Source organism: Pseudomonas sp. CGJS7 (assembly GCF_036961695.1).
Map to the genome: position 1 here is coordinate 1 of NZ_JBAMDI010000013.1, position 16,423 is coordinate 16,423.

The following is a 16,423-nucleotide window of genomic DNA, read 5'->3' on the forward strand; positions in this document are numbered from 1 at the left end:
CTTATTGTCTATGTGGCCGCCCGACGGGTAGACGGCCCCCTTCCCCACCCGGCATCGCTTGATGCCAGGTAGGCGTTTGTGTCAATGCGGGGTGTACGGTTCGGTCGGCCGTGGCGATGAGGTTCGGCGGACCCTTCAGGCGACGCAGCAGGGTTTCGCGTTCTCAGGCACCCTCGGACAGCGAGATCAGCACGGTGGCCACTGCGTTGCTCGCCAGGCCGAACACACGGTGTCGCATCGCATCCCCGGCAGGGTTCAGTCCCCGCCCAAGCTGTGAGGGTCGGGCCGGCGCTTTTCGATCGCAAACTTCAGCAGCGCGGCACTGCGGAACAGGCCATGGGCGAACTTGCCATAGGGCAAGGTCACGAACAGTGCCATGACGGTGCCCAGGTGCACGGCCAGCAGGATCGCCATCACCTCGGTGTCACGCAGGGCCAGCAACGCCATACCGGTCGTGCTGACCAACAGCAGAAGCAGGATGAACGCACGGTCCATGGGGCGCTGCGCGGCGTCGCCATGCTCTGGCGCGCGGCGCAGGTTCAACGCCAGCAGGCCCGCTGGCCCGACGATCAGGCCGATACCGCCGAGGGTGCCGAGGACTACCGGCAGGCTCAGCAGCGGGTATGGCGCATGCAGGCCCAGCAGGTAGTGATATCCGGTGGCGACCACGGTGGCGGCAAAGCACAGCATGAAGCCGTAGAAGGTCAAGTGATGGTAGCGTCGACGCCACAGCGTGTAGCGATCGTCGGCGTTGTTGCAGCCTTGGCCATGGCCGCCATCCAGATACTTGAGCGTCAGCACTGCGCTCGCCGCCTCCGGCAGCGCACCGTTGGCCGGTTGCCGCGCTTGGGTGGGCGACACCGTGCGCCAGAAGCGCCTCAACGCCACGCCCAGCGCCACCCCGGCAGCGCTGAACACGCCACCGAACAAGAGCGCCAAGGTGTTGTGCGGGAACACAGCGTAGAAATCTCCGGCCAGCCGCCCAGGCAGCAAAGTGCCGTTGACCTGCAAGGCCAGCAGCAAGAACAGCGACAGCGCCAGTGCCAACGCCACGGCGACGAAGGTGCCATTGCGCCGGTAGAGCTGCCCGAAACGGGCCGGCCAGGCGTACTCAGCGTAGGTCTGCCCGCGCACCTTGGCCATGGCCTGCGGCACGTTCACCGCGAACGCATGCGGTGCAGCGTACTGACAAGCGTGCAAGCAGGCGCCACAGTTGTGGCAGAGGTTGGCCAGGTAGTGGATGTCGGCCTTGCCGAAGTCGAGTCGACGGGTCATCGCCGGGAACACGGCACAGAACCCCTCGCAATAACGGCAGGCGTTGCAGATGCGCATCTGCCGGTCCACCTCCTGCTCGTCCAGGTTCAGCAGCGGGATCAGCTCGGCCTGTGGCGGGGCGGGTTCGAACACGTGGGGATCAGGCATTTGCACAGTCATGCTGGGCCTCCAGGGGGGAAATACAATGGCCGGCGGCAGCCGCCGCCTGCGTGCCGGCGATGCGGCCAAACGCGGTACCGATGGACATGCCGACACCGGCGGTGTAGCCCTTGCCCAGCACGTTGCCGGCCATCATCTCGCCGGCGACGAACAGGTTGGGACTGGGCCGCCCAGCGAAATGCACGGCGGCCGTGGCATCGGTGCGCAGGCCGAGGTAGGTGAAGGTCACCCCCGGACGTAGCGGGTAACCGAAGAACGGCGGCTTATCGATCGGCAAGGCCCAATGGCTCTTGACCGGTTGCACGCCGTCGGTACGGCAATCGTCCAGCTGGGTGTGGTCGAACGTGCCGGGGCGGCATGCCTGGTTGTAGGCGCGCAGGGTCTCGAGAAACGCAGGCACCGGCAGTCCGAGGGCTACAGCCAAGGCCTCGAGGCTGTCGGCGCGGCTGCCAGGGAAGACCGGTGGCATGAAGCGGCCCAGGGCCTTCTGGTCGATGATCGAGAACCCCACCTGGCCAGGCTGCTGGGCCACCAGGCGCCCCCAGATGGCATAGCGCTTGGGCCAGAAATCCTCGCCTTCGTCGTAGAATCGCTGGCCGTCGCGGTTCACCACCACGCCAAGCGACACGCAGTCGATGCGCGTGCAGATACCGCCGTCGTACAGCGGTGCGCGGGCATCGATGGCGACCATGTGGGCCTGGGTCGGGTCGCCAATGGTGTCGGCACCTAGGTCGATCATGCGCCGCAGCAGCGCGCCGTCGTTGAAGCGCGTGCCCCGCACAAGGAAGTTGTCCGCCGGCCACTCGCCGCGATTATTCTGCCCCCAGGCCTCGCGCAGCCATTGGCGATTGGACTCGAAGCCGCCGGCCGCCAGCACGCAACTGCGCGCCTCGATGCGCTCGGCGGGCAGGCGCCGCCCGTCGACGTCGCGGGCCGCCAGGTGGGCAGCGATGAAGCGTCCATCGCGCAACTCCAGATCGCACACCGGGCTGTCGTAGCGCACCTGCACACCAAGCCGCTGGGCGCTGCGGTAATAAGCATTGACCAGGGCCTTGCCCCCGCCCATGAAGAACGCGTTGGTCCGCGCAGTGTGCAGCGCACCCGACAACGAGGGCTGGAAGTGCACGCCGTGGCGGCGCATCCAGCCGCGGCAGTCGGACGAGGCACGAATCACCAGACGCGCCAGGGCCTCGTTGGTCTGGCCATCAGTAACCTTCAGCAGATCCTGCCAGAACTCTTCTTCGGGGTAAGCCTCCACCAGCACGTCCTGCGGGGCATCGTGCATGCATCGAAGGTTACGGGTGTGTTGGGAATTGCCGCCTCGCCAGGCGCGGGGCGCGGCTTCCACCAGCATCACGCTGGCGCCGGCCTCGCGCGCCATCAGCGCGGCGCAGAGGGCAGCATTGCCGCCGCCAATGACAAGTACATCGATCATGTCGCCTCCAGGGAGCGAGAAGCCAGGGTTGGGCAGCTCCTCGCGGACCCCGGACTCTAGAGGGTCGCGTACCTTGGGCGAAACACGATTGCAGGGGGGAGGTCTTCAGTTTTTCTAAAGGGACGGTCGTTCGCAGGCGCTCACAGCAAACGCGCCCCTGGCCAGCGATCCTGCTGCACCAATTCGCGGGACACTTCATGCAGCACGATTCGCGTGGCAAGTGCAGCAGGCGAGAGTTCATCATCGACCAGGCTCACCACCAAGTTGCGACGCTGAGCTTGCGGATCGTCGATTGAAAACACCCGCAGGCCTGCCTGCATGGCCCGGGCCACAGTGGCGCCGGGTTGAATCGTCGCGGCGTGACCTGCGCTGACGCAATCCATGAGAAGCGACAGGCCATCAACCTCCATGACGATATTCGCGTCCAATCCGACGCGCTCAAGGATGACGCGTAACGTGGCGCGAAGACCATGCTGGGCGCTGGGCATCACCAAGGGCAGCGAGGCGATCTGCTGCAACGTCAGCGACGTCCCCCAGTCAGCCTTGACCAAGGCTACCGGAACCAATGCGAACAGCCGCTCCTCCAGCAGCGGCCGCGCATCCAGCCGCATGCCAGCCTCCAGCTGGAACAACACCGCCAAGTCCAGGTGCCGAGTATTGAGCTGGTTCACCAGGTAGCCCGACAGCATTTCCACCAAATGAAGACGTATATCAGGGTAGCGCTCGCGCATCCTGGCGATCAGCGCCAGCCCCAACACCGAAGCCGTGGTGGGTGCCATACCGACGCTGGCGTACCCACTCATACGCCCACTGCGTGCAGCCAGCATGGCGTAGTCGGCCTGGCGCAGCGTCAGGCGCGCATGGTATTCAAATGCCAAACCTGCCGCGGTAGGCGTGACGCCAACGCTAGAGCGTGTCAGCAGGCGGGTACTCAACTCACTTTCGAGCTTCGTGAGTTGCTGGCTCAACGCAGATACCCCAACGCCCGTTTCGAGCGCGGCTCTGCCGAGGCTGCCACACTCCAGCACACTCAGAAAGTAACGAAGCTGGCGTAACTCCATCAAAGGCATCTCCCATTCAGCAAGGTCGGCGGCTCATTGAGTATCAAGCTTTGGCACAGATAAAGGTAAAGTGCAGGAATGCCTCCAGCCTGGCGCCACGGTTTGGAGCGTCGCCATCAGCCACGACGTCAACGCCAACGTCATCCACTTCAGCCCGAGCCGTCCTGACGAACATGGGCGCAACTTCCAGGGCACCTGGAACGGCAACCTGGTCTGCGATCACTTCGCAGGCTACATGGCCGGCTTGGGAGGGCGCATCATCAAAATCGGCTGCATGGCCCATGCTCATCGCAAGGTCTTCGACCTGTGATTCAATTGGCATGCATGAACGGGCACAGGGCTTCTCACCCCCTGTGAGCTACATTCAGTCATCCGCGTCTGAATGGAATGGTGTTGATGCAGGTATTTGCCACGCTGGCTTCTTGTCATCCTGACTGTCGAAAATACGCCGCGCCTTGCGGAAGTCCTCAACGTTCTCGACAACCCAAGTCCAGACAGGTGACATGCGGATCAACAGCCCCATACCCAGTGGCGTGAGCTCATACTCGACACGTGGCGGAATCTCTCCGAACTCCCGCCGAAGCACCAGGCCATCCCGCTCCATGGAGCGCAGCGTCTTGGTTAACATCCGCTGAGTCACCCCCGTCATCTGCCTTTTTATTTCGGCATGGCGCATCGTGCCGTATACCCCCAGGGCATGCAGAATACCTAACGACCAGCGACTGCCTGCGTGAGCGAGCACTTCTCGCCTGACGCCATCATCGTCTTCTCTAAGCGTTCGGCAAATCGTCTCTGCCTGGCTTAGCGCCTCCTGATCAGTCATTGCTTTCTCAAGTATCACAGGTGTGCCTTCTTACGAACGTTGCCTAATCGTGCAAGCATTTGTTCATCTTACAGGCAACAGTTCTCAGGAGAAATCATGACCGAAGTGACCCAGCTTCCCCCCCAATCCATCCTCGTTCTAGGCGCCGGTGAGCTTGGGCTGCCGGTGCTGCGCAATCTTGCGCGACTAGCAAAACGCGCGCCCGGTTCCACAATCAGCGTCCTGCTCAGAGATTCGACCATCAACACGCAAGTGCCCGAGAAAAAGGTCAAAATCGATGAGCTTCGGGGCCTCGGGATCCAGATGGTGGCTGCCGATCTCGTGAATGACTCAATCGATCAGCTGGCTGAAGTATTCGCACGTTTCGATACCGTAATAGGCTGTGCAGGCATGGTTGCAGGCCGGGAAACCCCAATGAAGCTGGCCACCGCCGCCCTGAAGGCTGGTGTGAAGCGCTACTTCCCGTGGCAGTTTGGTGTCGACTTCGAGGTAATCGGTCGGGGCAGCCCTCAGGATTTGTTCGATGCTCAGCTTGATGTCCGCGAATTGCTTCGAGCCCAGGATAAAACTGAATGGGTAATCATCTCGACGGGCATGTTCACCAGCTTTCTGTTCGAGCCAGTATTCGAGGTGGTTGACTTCGAAAACGATACGGTGAACGCGCTAGGCAGTCTTGAGACCAGCGTGACGCTCACGACGCCAGATGACATTGGCGCGTTGACAGCGGAGATCGTTTTCTTCGAACCTCGCTTCCGCAATCAGATTGTCTACCTCTCGGGCGACACCGTGACGTACGGAGAGGTTGCGAGCCTCCTCGAACGTGTACTGGGCCGCCCGTTCAAACGCAACGTGTGGACTGTGCCGTACTTGCTCCAAGAGTTGGAGGAAGACCCAACGCATCACATCAAGAAGTACCGCGCTGTCTTCGCCCAAGGCAGAGGCGTGGCATGGCCTAAAGCCGGCACTTTCAATGCGCAGCAGTCGATTCAGGTCACGACCGCTGAGGCATGGGCCCGTGCAAATCTGGCAACCACATCAGCATACGGGCAGTAGGCTGAACGAACGTTCTCGGGCTGGGAGTTGCTAAAACCAGGCGTTCTCTCGCAGCCCGCTTATCGAAATAAGTGAAAAGCTCGTTGCCTACAACGTAGATAACGGTTTGCGAAAACATAAGACACATCACAAAAGACCAGTTGATCGCCAGCGACATTACAAAGCATTTTGCGACACAAACAACGCTCTACACCACAGAAAAAACCCATCAATATACTCACTCGCCCCACCATCTAAAAATCAGAATAAACACCCCAAAGGGTTTGTTTTGCTTATGGCTCCGCCGCATGACATTGCCCTCCACACAGGCTTGCATCGCCCTGAGTGGGAACACTCGATCGCTCTTCACCCGCGCGACGGCGAGAAAACCAAAGACCTAGGAAACCCTAGGCCTTTGCGAATAGAGCACGAGGTCAATCTTTAATATTTAGGTTCAGGATGAGTCGAAACCAAAACAGCTTCAACCGCCCGCGAAACATCAACCTCCGGCAGATCGGCAAGTGTCACCGCGTCTTCCAGGACAATTTCTCTGGACGCCAGTTCATGCGTGAGGTCGGCACGAATCATGCGCAGTAGCGACCAGGTCAATACGCCAAGCACAGGTATCAAAGGCAGCGCAACGACAATGGTAGACGTTTGAACAGCTTTCAGCCCGCCTACTTTGAGAAGACCGATGCCAATCACCGCCAGTAACAGCGCCCATACAATCCGTAGCCAGCGTTGAGGTTCTTCATAGCCGCTGAGCTCACGCGATGTCACTGACGCCAGCACATAAGCTGCCGAATCAAGCGTTGTCGCCAGGAACACAAAGCAAAGCAGAACGAAAGCGCCAATAACAAGACTTGAAAATGGCATTGTTTTTAAAATGGCGAGTACAGCCGCCGGTATACCCTGCTGTGACAAAATCGCACTGACGTCCAGCTCGCCTGTGAGCTGAAGATTCAGCGAGTAGCCTCCCCAGACCGCAAAGAAAACCCAGCACCCCAGGCTTCCCCACACAAGCTCAGCCAAAGTAAGCTCTTTGATTGTGCGCCCTCGAGAAATACGCGCAACAAACAACCCCATCATGGGCGCATAAGCAATCCACCAGGCCCAATAAAAAATGGTCCAATCCTGAGGGAACGTACCTTTCGCAACAGGGTCAGTCCACAGGCTCATGTGGATGAAGTTGTTGAGCATCAGGCCCAGGCTGTTTGCCCAACCGTTGATGAGCAACAAGGTTGGGCCGACAACGGCAGCGAACAAAAGCAACAGAAAAGCCAAATAGACGTTTATATCGCTAAGTATCTTTATCCCTTTGCTCAGCCCAAACCAGACACTCATGCCGAACATCAATGTCCAGAGCGCCAAAACGCACATGTCAAATGCGAAGGACTGCTGTATTCCAAAAATGTCGCTGGCCAGGGTTGAGACCAGCGGGACGGCCAACCCTAGGGATGTTCCCACACCGCCAACAATCCCGAAAACCACCACCGTATCAAGTGTGATTCCCAACCACCCATTCGACTTCTCGCCCAAGACGCCACGTGCAGCAACCGACAATCTTACGCCAGGCTGTCGGCGTACATACATCGAATAGGCGATGGGCAATGCCGGCAAGCAGTAAAATGCCCACGGGGTCAACCCCCAGTGGAACTGCCCATACGTCAACGCCCACTCTGCCGCTTCACGACTGTGTGCAGCCACATTCAAAGGAGGCCCATTAAAGTAATAAATCGGCTCAACCCAGGCCCAGTTGACAATGGCTATGCCGATACCGCCACAAAAAATCATCGCGACCCAGCTAAAGTAGGAAAACTCTGGCGCATCACTCTTTCGCCCAAGCCGTATATTTCCGTAGCGCCCGAACGCCATCCACAACAGGAAGACGACAGTCATCAAACCGGAAACCAGGTAGAGCCAGCCAAACTTCCCGGTCGCAAACGCAAACATCTGATTTATCACCGCATTCCCAGCCTCAGGAAATGCGATAAGTGGAATCGTGACGCCGAGTATCACTGCAATCGATGGCCAAAATACACGACCATCCAATGAGGCACCCTCTTTTAACTTACTCATTTGGCATATCTCCTCAGAACGTTCGACTCAACAACAAGCATCTGTTGAATACCAATACGTCAAGCACGAATTGCAACCCCTGCCCGAACGGATCGAGTCCCTTGGAGAAATGAAAGGCCGCCAGCCTTCCCCGAACATATATTGTGCTTATTATTCATATTCGCCTCTAATTTTATTTAATTATTATTTCAGCGGCACAGCCAAACAAACCTAAAACCGCACATGACAACCCTGGCAGCACGACTACGCGTGAGCCTTAACACCACACAAAGATGTGTGCCCGACGGCAGTCAGGCACACATCTTGTCCCGCCTTTACTTCATCGTCGGCATGGAGAACTCAACGCCCTCCCGAACACCTGACGACGGCCAGCGCTGGGTGACGGTCTTGCGTCGGGTGTAGAACCGGACGCCATCCGGCCCGTAGGCATGCAAGTCACCGAACAACGAGCGCTTCCAACCGCCGAAGCTGTGGTAAGCGACGGGCACAGGCAGAGGAACGTTGATGCCGACCATGCCCACCTTGATGTTGTCGGAGAAGTAGCGAGCTGCTTCGCCGTCTCGGGTGAAGATGCACGTTCCATTGCCGTACTCGTGTGTGTCGATCAGCGCCATGGCTTCCTTCATGCTGTTGACACGCATGACCTGCAGAACCGGGCCGAAGATCTCCTCCTTGTAGCTTTGCATGTCTGGGGTAACGTGATCGATTAACGTGCCACCGACGAAGAAGCCTTCCTCGTAGCCTGCGACCCTTGGCTCACGTCCATCGACAACCACCGTGGCACCCTGCTCTTCAGCACTGTTGATGTAGCCGACCACTTTTTGCTGGTGCTGCCGGGTGATCACCGGGCCGAAATCATTCTTGCTGTCGGTGTAAGCGCCCACCTTCAGGTTTTTCATGGCTTCTTTCATTTTGGCGATCAACGCATCAGCTGCCGCGTCACCCACGGCAACGGCGACTGACAGCGCCATGCAGCGCTCACCGGACGAGCCAAATGCAGCGCCCAGGAGCTGGTTAACCGCATTGTCGATATCGGCATCTGGCATGATGATCGCGTGGTTCTTGGCCCCACCCAGTGCCTGGCAACGCTTGCCGTGGGCCGTGGCGGTGGCGTAGATATACTCGGCAACCGGCGTCGACCCCACGAAGCTGACTGCCTGAATGCGCGCGTCGCGCAGCAGGATGTCGACCGCTTCCTTGTCGCCGTTCACCACATTCAGCACACCCTTGGGCAAACCTGCTTCCTGCAGCAATTGGGCAATGAACAACGTAGAGCTTGGGTCGCGCTCAGAAGGCTTGAGAATGAAGCAGTTCCCCGCCGCAATAGCCACTGGAATCATCCACAGGGGTACCATCACGGGGAAGTTGAACGGCGTGATGCCTGCTACCACGCCCAGCGGCTGGAACTCGCTCCAGGCATCGATGTTCGGGCCGACATTCTTGCTGTGTTCGCCTTTCAGAAGTTCGGCGATCCCGCAGGCGTACTCGACGTTCTCAATCCCTCGCTGCAGTTCGCCCGCCGCATCATGAGAAATTTTTCCGTGCTCTTCACCAATCAGCTTGCAGATCTCATCAGCGTTCTGTTCCAGGAGCTCTTTGAAGCGGAACATGATGCGGGCCCGCTTGATAGGGGGCGTGTCGCGCCAGGCTGGAAAAGCGGCTTCGGCAGTAGCGATGGCGTGCTCTACCGTGTGGCTTGATGCCAACGCAACCTGGCGAGCCACTTGGCCGGTGGCGGGGTTGAAAACATCCTGGGTGCGCTTGGATTCGAGAACGGCTTCGCCGTTGATCAGATGACCGACAGTATTCATGTGAAACTCCACTTTTTGTTATTCAAGTATTGCGTTGCTGTTCGACTACCAAAGGCTGCGGTAAAGCTCGACCATCTCAGCCTCGGTAGGCACACGCGGGTTATTGCCAGGTGAACCGGAAGCCAGCGCCTGAGCGGCCATGGTTGGCATCAGTTCAAAGAACTTTTCGCGATCAATTCCGAATTGTGCCGGGGTGGGAACATTCAGCTCGTCGTTGATAGCCACCAACTCTTCCAGCAGTTTTTCAACTGCGGATTGATCCGTATCGCTTTCAGTAGCGACGCCCATTGCACGCGCGCAATCCGCGTACCGGTCACGTGCAGCGGGGATTGAAAAGGCCGTCACCTCGGGGAGCAGCATGGCGTTCGACAAGCCATGAGGCACATGGAATGCGGCACCGATGGGACGACTCATGCCATGCACCAAAGCAACCGACGCAGACGAGAAAGCAAGACCTGCAAGGGTCGACCCCAGCATGACCGCCTCTCGCGCAACACGGTCGGCCCCGTCGTGGTAGACCTTGCGAAGGTTTGGCCCGATCAGGCGCATGGCGGCCAGTGCCTGGGCATCGCTGAACAGATTCGCTTTTTTGCTGACGTAAGCCTCGATGGCATGCGTCAGCGCATCGATACCGGTGTCCGCCGTCACGCGAGGCGGCAACGAGAGCGTGAGCTCATAGTCGACCAGTGCTGCGACAGGCATGAAGCCGGCGCCGACGCACAGCATTTTTTCGTCAGTCGACTCATCGGTGATGATGGTGAAACGGGTGACTTCGGAGCCAGTGCCGGCAGTCGTTGGAATGGCAATGATCGGCAAACCCATTTCGGTGACATTGCGCGGGAACTTGTAATCGCGCATGACCCCGCCGAACTTGGCCAGGATGCCAATCGCTTTGGCGCTGTCGATCGGGCTTCCGCCGCCCAGTGCGATGATGCTGTCATAGCCTCCCTCCCTGGCGGTTGCTACGCCGGCTTGAATCGAAGCGACAGTAGGCTCGGGGACCGTGTCGGAGAACACGTCGACGTCTATTGCGTGCTCTGCCAGAACGGCGCTGATACGACCGGCATAACCTAACTCAACCATCATTCGGTCAGTGATGATGAGTGGCTTATGGCAGCCGAGGCTGGCCAGGACCTGGTGGATTTGCTGGCTGGCACCGGCACCGGTTTGCAGGATACGTGGGAGGATGCTGTTGTAAGTCATGGCTCTATCTCATTTCTTGGGCATGAACGCGCCCGCGAGCAGCCTTTGGCTCGTGTTCGCTTGCACGGTAAGTCGACAAGCCAGGGGGACCTCTCGAAGGCGCGCCCCTTGACCAGCCTTCAGGAGTCAGCTGGGCAGATATTCCTCACTCCAGGAATCACCGATTGCGCCGGCGTCCAGGAGCGACTGAATCTGCGCCTCGGTATAGCCGTAGCGGCCCAATACCTTGCGAGTCGAAGCGCCAAACTTTTCAGCGGGTGGCAGCGCTCGAATTCGCGCTACCCGCGGGCGAATGGCATAAGGATCCAGCTGCGTAACCCGATGACCGCTCGGATGGTCGCTGTAGATGCTGAAGGAGTAGCTGCCATTCTCAGTACCCGGCAGGCCATCAGCGGTACGGCTGTACTGGCTGCGCAGGTGATCGATGTTGTCCGGTACCGCAGCAGCTATGTTGGCAGCCTGCAAACGCGCTTGAAGACCCGAACTGCTCATGCGGCCGATGACGGATTTCAGGTAGGCAACACGATCAGTGGCCGCCGCCAGCCCGCTGAGCTCATCGATTGCCGCGAACTTGTGCAACTCCTGTTCGCAGGCATCCAGGTAGATCCAGCCATCCGCCGTCTTGTAGAACCGGGAAAGGTCGCTGTAGCCAACCACGTCCCGCCCGGACGGCTCATTGAAGGGCGCCCGGCCTGAATAGTCGTAGCAGAACGGGATCTGTACCAGATTGCCCAGTGATGCCAGTGAAGTGCGAGCACGGTAAGCTTGCCCGGAGTGATGCTTGCGATAAAGCGCTGTTGCCACGCCCAGCGCAGCAGCAAACCCGCACATCACATCGATCGTGCCAACGTGAGCATGTTCTTCCGGCGTTTCCATGCCGCCACCAAAGCGCAGCATGATGCCGGTGGTGGCCTGGATCAGGTCGTCATACCCCAGATAATCTGTACGAGGGCCGCGACGTGGGCCGCCGAAACAGTCAAGCTGACAGAAGATCACACCAGGGTTCACCGCCTGCAGGCTCGCCTCATCCAGGCCCAGCGGTGCCAGTTGGCGATCAGGCGCGTTCATGACGATCACGTCGACCTCCCGCACCAGACGATTGAAAACGTCCCGCCCTTCGGGCTTGTTCAGATCAACCAGAACACTTTCCTTGCCACGTGCCGACGACATGCCGAAGACCACGGTATTCCACGGATCATAATTGGGCACGACAGGGTCGAGCTTGATGACGTCTGCCCCGAAGCGGCCCAGGAACGATGTCGAGTGCGGCCCTGCGATCACGTTCGTTAGGTCGAGGATCTTGACACCTTCCAGCCAACCGGCAGGCTTGTCGAGCTTGGCAGGCGGCAATGCACGTACAGGGCGTTCAGACAGCGTTGCCATCGCTTCCTCGAAGCGCACATCGCGACGCGAAACAGGCTTCAGCATGGGTTCTGAACAACCTTCCAACCAGGCAATTGGGCCAGGCTGCTTCATGACGCCGAACTCGCGATCATTGACCTCGACAATCAAACCAGCAGTATTCGAGTGCTCGTCATGGAGCCACTCCTGGGTAGACCTGTGCGGCGCGCCGGGGAAACGCCCTTCACCGAAGATGACTTCCCACTCGGCCGCGGTTTTAGTCAAGAACACGTCCTTCATCCGAGCCGAGATACGTGCAGCCCAATCGGCAGGCAAAGGATAAACGCCCAGGGATGCATTCCCTTCCCATTGATCAATCGGCAGGTAGGGGTCATCAACCTTCGGCAAGCCGGCGGCAACCATTTCTTCGTAGATGCCCATAGCCTGCAAACAGCGCTTGGCATGCTCCCGATGCGATGGGCAAACGGCGTAGAATTTACGGCCATCGGCACATTCATAGGTCCGGTAGAACGGGTCGAGGTACTCCTGCAAATCCTGGTAGCTCAGGTTCATCGGCAGGTTCTCTGCCCGACGACGCTCGCTCTCCTTCTCACGCAGGGTCTTGTAGCGCAGCGGGTAACCATCGATCTTGATCGAGTTGTACGACAGGCCTTCCATCACCGCAGATGCCAAGGGCACTTCGATCTGATCGCCAACACCGTTCTTTTCACGCGCCTGCAAAGCAAGTACCACAGACGACACAGCCAGCATGGTGCCGTACGCTGACGCCAGGGGAAGTGGCGAGAAACTAGGGTTGATGCCCATCAGCACGCGGTTTTGGCCCATATCGGTGAATACACCAGAGGCCGAAGCGATCACCGACTCGGTAGCACGCCATTGCGCGCGCAACTCGTCATCGCTGGCAAACCCTGGAATCGACAAGGTGATCAACTCAGGGCGAGTACGTCGCAGCTCTGCGAAATCGAGGCCCAATCTGGACATGACCCCCGGCCGGAAATTTTCGATCACGATATCGGCACGGGAGATGAGTTCGCGAGCTTGCTGCAGCCCCTCTGGCGCCTTCAGATCCAGGCGCATGCACAGCTTGTTGCGGTTGAGCGTGGCATTTGCCGGGCTGTCCCATAGGGGCCCATCCGGGGGGTCGATATGGACGACTGTGGCCCCAAGATCAGCGAGGATCATCGCGACCGCAGGGCCTGCGATGTACTGCCCGAAATCGATGACATTGACGCCTTGCAAAGGCAATTGGTTGGTTTGCTGCATGAGGATAACCCTAGGTAGCCCGGGCCGCCGATATTCGCCGGCGCGGTTATTGTTGTTATTGAGACCTCGTACTGACCGGACCCTGGACGACTGCACCCTCCAAGGGCTTGCGATGTGCTTGCTACTTTCAGAAATTCGCAGGCAACGCGAAAGCAATAAAAAATGGCCCTAAGGGGCCATTTTTTTTATTGCACGGGTGCTTTGCTTATTGCTGGGGATGTCCGTCCTCTTCAGCACTGGACGCCTCCTTGAAAGACTGGGCCTCTTCGCACAGCCACTGGGCAAAAGCCGCCGCATCGGGATTGACCATGCTGTGAGCTGAATAAACCAGGTAGAACGCTTCTTTGGTCGGTACATGCCGTCCAAGGGGGGCGACAAGGCGGCCCTCGTCCAGGAGATGCTTGACCAGGGAAGACCGCGCCAAAGCGACGCCTTGGCCAAGCTCAGCGATCGTCAATGCCGAAATAAGGGTATCGAACTGCATCCCCTGAGACGAATCAACGCTCTCTGCATTATTCTTCTTGAGCCAATAACCCCAGCCTTCCTCGTAGCCCAGCACATGCAGCAAGGGGTGCAGCGCAAGATCCTGAGGGCGTTGCAACGGGCGCTCCTCGGTGATCAATGCAGGTGAACACACGGGCACAAGCGTGTCCCACGTCAGGCGCTCAGCCTTCATGCCAGGCCAGCGCCCTTGCCCGTACCGGATTTCCAGATCGGCATCGAACTCTGTTTCATCTACCCAGATGTTACTTGCAACTCGAATGCTCACATCCGGATGTCTTGCTCCAAATCGGGGTAATCGGGGGGCTATCCAATGTGTGAAGAACACCAGACTGCTGCGGATGCTGAGCACGCTTCGATGCCCCAGCCCAAAGATCTCATCCGTCGAGGCAGCGAGGCGCTCAACCGACTCTCTGACCACCGGGAAGTAGGACTTGCCTGCCTCCGTCAGCTCAAGTCCCCGCGGAAGACGCTTGAAAAGCGCTTGGCCTAACTGCGACTCCAAAGCTTTGACCTGCTGACTGATCGCGGCTTGCGTGAGATTGAGTTCCTCAGCAGCATGGGTGAAATTCAATAGCCGGGCAGAAACCTCAAAAGCTCGAAGCCAGTTCAGGGGCGGCAAACGCTTTTTCATAACGCATCCAACACTAGGCTCATCGGGAATCGAATCGCTCTGCGGTTGACATTAGAGACGAACAGTCTAAATTACAACGCATGAATAGCGCCAAACCTGTCCCTCGAAGGGGCCGACCGCCCAAGATCGCGCGTGAGCATGGCGAAACGCTCGAGCTCTTGTTGCGCTGCGGCATGGAAATCCTCACCGAGCAAGGCTTCGCTGCCACCGGCATCGACACCGTGCTCAAACGTATCCAGGTGCCCAAGGGCTCGTTCTATCACTACTTCAACAGCAAAGAAGCATTCGGCCAAGCGGTACTGCAGCGCTATGCCGATTACTTCGCTCGAAAACTCGATCGCTGCTTCAGCGACCTGAGCGTGTCACCGCTGCGAAGGCTTTCCAACTTCGTTGAAGAAGCGAAGGTCGGGATGGCCAAGTACCAGTTCCGCAGAGGCTGCCTGGTCGGTAACCTTGGCCAGGAGGTGTTGGTGCTGCCCGCCAGCTTCCGTGAACAACTGGAACTGACGCTTCAGGACTGGGAGGCGCGCTTGTCAGCCTGCCTGGAGGAGGCGGTCAAGCAGGGCGAGGTGTCTTGCGAACATGACTGCAAAGCCCTCGCGGCCTATTTCTGGGTTGGCTGGGAGGGTGCCGTGCTTCGGGCACGACTGACGCAGCATGTCCGCCCCCTGGACATTTTTTTCCAAGGTTTTCTGACGGGAATCACTCGTTGATTCCTTTCGGGCAATTTAAAGACAGTCGGTCTAAATAAGGATAAAGCATGTTCAAAGCCATTCTGATTGAGAAGCTGCAAGACAAGTACTCGGCCCGACTCACCGAGCTGCAGGATGATCAGCTACCCAGCGGAAACGTGACGGTGCAGGTGGCCTACAGCACCTTGAACTACAAGGATGCGCTCGCAATCACCGGCAGGGGGCCGGTCGTTCGGCAGTTTCCGATGGTGCCGGGTATCGACCTCGCGGGCACTGTCGAAGCGAGTGACGATCCTCGATACAAACCTGGCGATCGCGTATTGCTCAATGGCTGGGGGGTGGGTGAAAGCCATTGGGGCGGACTTGCTCAAAAGGCGAGGTTGAACGGCGACTGGCTGATTCCCCACCCTGAGCGCTTGAACGAACGCCAAGCCATGGCCATCGGCACCGCTGGATACACCGCCATGCTGTGCTTGATGGCTTTGGAACGCCATGGGCTGAAACCCTCCGATGGGCCGGTGCTGGTCACAGGCGCCACCGGCGGCGTCGGTAGCTTTGCCATTAGCCTTCTCGCCGGTGCCGGGTATACCGTCACTGCAGCCACAGGTAAAGCCAGCGAAGAGGCTTATCTGAAAAGCCTGGGAGCAACGACCATCATCGATCGGGCCGAGCTTTCAGCCCCAGGGCGTCCATTGGCGAAAGAAAAATGGGCAGCCGTTATCGACTCGGTCGGCAGCCATACCCTGGCCAATGCATGCGCAAGCACAATGTCTGAAGGCTTGGTAGCTGCATGTGGATTGGCCCAGGGAATGGATTTCCCGGCAACCGTTGCTCCTTTCATCCTTCGAGGGGTGAGCCTGCTCGGCATCAACAGCGTCACTCAGCCCTTCGAGCGGCGCGTCGAGGCTTGGGAAAGGCTGTCCGATCAGCTGAATCTCGACACACTGTCGTTGATGACCAGAGAAATTAGCCTTGAGGGCGCAATTGCCGCTGCTAATGATCTGATGGATGGTAAAAACCGGGGTCGAATGATTGTAGACGTAAACAGCTGATAGGGTTGTTTGATACTTGGGTAGCAGCCCTGGTCAATGCT

At 58.7% G+C, this 16,423-nt stretch carries 12 protein-coding genes and 1 pseudogene; 4 read left to right on the forward strand and 9 right to left on the reverse strand.

Going from position 1 to position 16,423, the window contains the following annotated elements; all coding sequences use genetic code 11:
• Positions 1–255 precede the first annotated feature (255 nt).
• The 3 genes from tcuB to V7787_RS10405 form a co-directional block, all read right to left on the reverse strand.
• Positions 256–1,434 carry a tricarballylate utilization 4Fe-4S protein TcuB gene (gene tcuB / locus V7787_RS10395; protein WP_104887484.1) on the reverse strand — a complete coding sequence of 393 codons (1,179 nt, stop codon included), beginning with the start codon at positions 1,432–1,434 and terminating at the stop codon, positions 256–258.
• Positions 1,415–2,869 (reverse strand): FAD-dependent tricarballylate dehydrogenase TcuA, encoded by a 1,455-nt coding sequence (tcuA, locus tag V7787_RS10400; RefSeq protein ID WP_064493291.1) that lies wholly within the window; start codon positions 2,867–2,869, stop codon positions 1,415–1,417. Before tcuA ends, tcuB begins: the two co-directional genes overlap by 20 nt.
• 140 nt (positions 2,870–3,009) lie before the next feature.
• Entirely contained in the window at positions 3,010–3,930 is a 921-nt protein-coding gene (locus V7787_RS10405) for a LysR substrate-binding domain-containing protein (protein ID WP_020191705.1), read from the reverse strand.
• Positions 3,931–4,024: 94 nt separating this feature from the next.
• Here V7787_RS10405 and V7787_RS10410 point away from each other — a divergent pair.
• A pseudogene (locus V7787_RS10410) lies at positions 4,025–4,237 on the forward strand (IS66 family transposase); the annotation flags it as partial.
• 57 nt (positions 4,238–4,294) lie between these two features.
• On the opposite strand, the gene V7787_RS10415 reads toward V7787_RS10410, so the two are convergent.
• Positions 4,295–4,753 carry a winged helix-turn-helix transcriptional regulator gene (locus V7787_RS10415; protein ID WP_020191703.1) on the reverse strand — a complete coding sequence of 153 codons (459 nt, stop codon included), beginning with the start codon at positions 4,751–4,753 and terminating at the stop codon, positions 4,295–4,297.
• 96 nt (positions 4,754–4,849) lie between these two features.
• On the opposite strand from V7787_RS10415, the gene V7787_RS10420 reads away from it, so the two are divergent.
• Positions 4,850–5,806 carry an aromatic alcohol reductase gene (locus tag V7787_RS10420; protein ID WP_064493293.1) on the forward strand — a complete coding sequence of 319 codons (957 nt, stop codon included), beginning with the start codon at positions 4,850–4,852 and terminating at the stop codon, positions 5,804–5,806.
• A gap of 420 nt (positions 5,807–6,226) precedes the next feature.
• Here V7787_RS10420 and V7787_RS10425 read toward each other — a convergent pair whose 3' ends face one another.
• From V7787_RS10425 to gcvA, 5 genes are all read right to left on the reverse strand, one after another.
• Positions 6,227–7,864, reverse strand: coding sequence for a BCCT family transporter (locus V7787_RS10425; protein WP_336087869.1), 1,638 nt, complete (start codon positions 7,862–7,864; stop codon positions 6,227–6,229).
• 314 nt (positions 7,865–8,178) lie between these two features.
• Positions 8,179–9,675 (reverse strand): CoA-acylating methylmalonate-semialdehyde dehydrogenase, encoded by a 1,497-nt coding sequence (locus V7787_RS10430; RefSeq protein WP_064493295.1) that lies wholly within the window; start codon positions 9,673–9,675, stop codon positions 8,179–8,181.
• A 45-nt stretch (positions 9,676–9,720) separates the two neighbouring features.
• Entirely contained in the window at positions 9,721–10,878 is a 1,158-nt protein-coding gene (locus V7787_RS10435) for an iron-containing alcohol dehydrogenase (RefSeq protein WP_020191699.1), read from the reverse strand.
• Between the two features lie 126 nt (positions 10,879–11,004).
• Positions 11,005–13,503, reverse strand: a complete 2,499-nt coding sequence (locus tag V7787_RS10440) for a CoA transferase (RefSeq protein ID WP_064493296.1) — start codon at positions 13,501–13,503, stop codon at positions 11,005–11,007.
• Positions 13,504–13,708: 205 nt separating this feature from the next.
• Positions 13,709–14,638, reverse strand: a complete 930-nt coding sequence (gcvA, locus tag V7787_RS10445; protein WP_064493297.1) for a transcriptional regulator GcvA — start codon at positions 14,636–14,638, stop codon at positions 13,709–13,711.
• Between the two features lie 80 nt (positions 14,639–14,718).
• Here gcvA and acuR point away from each other — a divergent pair, with 80 nt between their 5' ends.
• Both acuR and acuI read left to right on the forward strand, forming a co-directional pair.
• Positions 14,719–15,351, forward strand: a complete 633-nt coding sequence (gene acuR / locus V7787_RS10450; protein ID WP_196766241.1) for an acrylate utilization transcriptional regulator AcuR — start codon at positions 14,719–14,721, stop codon at positions 15,349–15,351.
• A 47-nt stretch (positions 15,352–15,398) separates the two neighbouring features.
• The gene (gene acuI, locus V7787_RS10455) at positions 15,399–16,382 is read left to right on the forward strand and encodes an acrylyl-CoA reductase (NADPH) (RefSeq protein WP_064493299.1); all 984 of its coding nucleotides are present in this window, start codon (positions 15,399–15,401) and stop codon (positions 16,380–16,382) included.
• Positions 16,383–16,423: the final 41 nt, after the last annotated feature.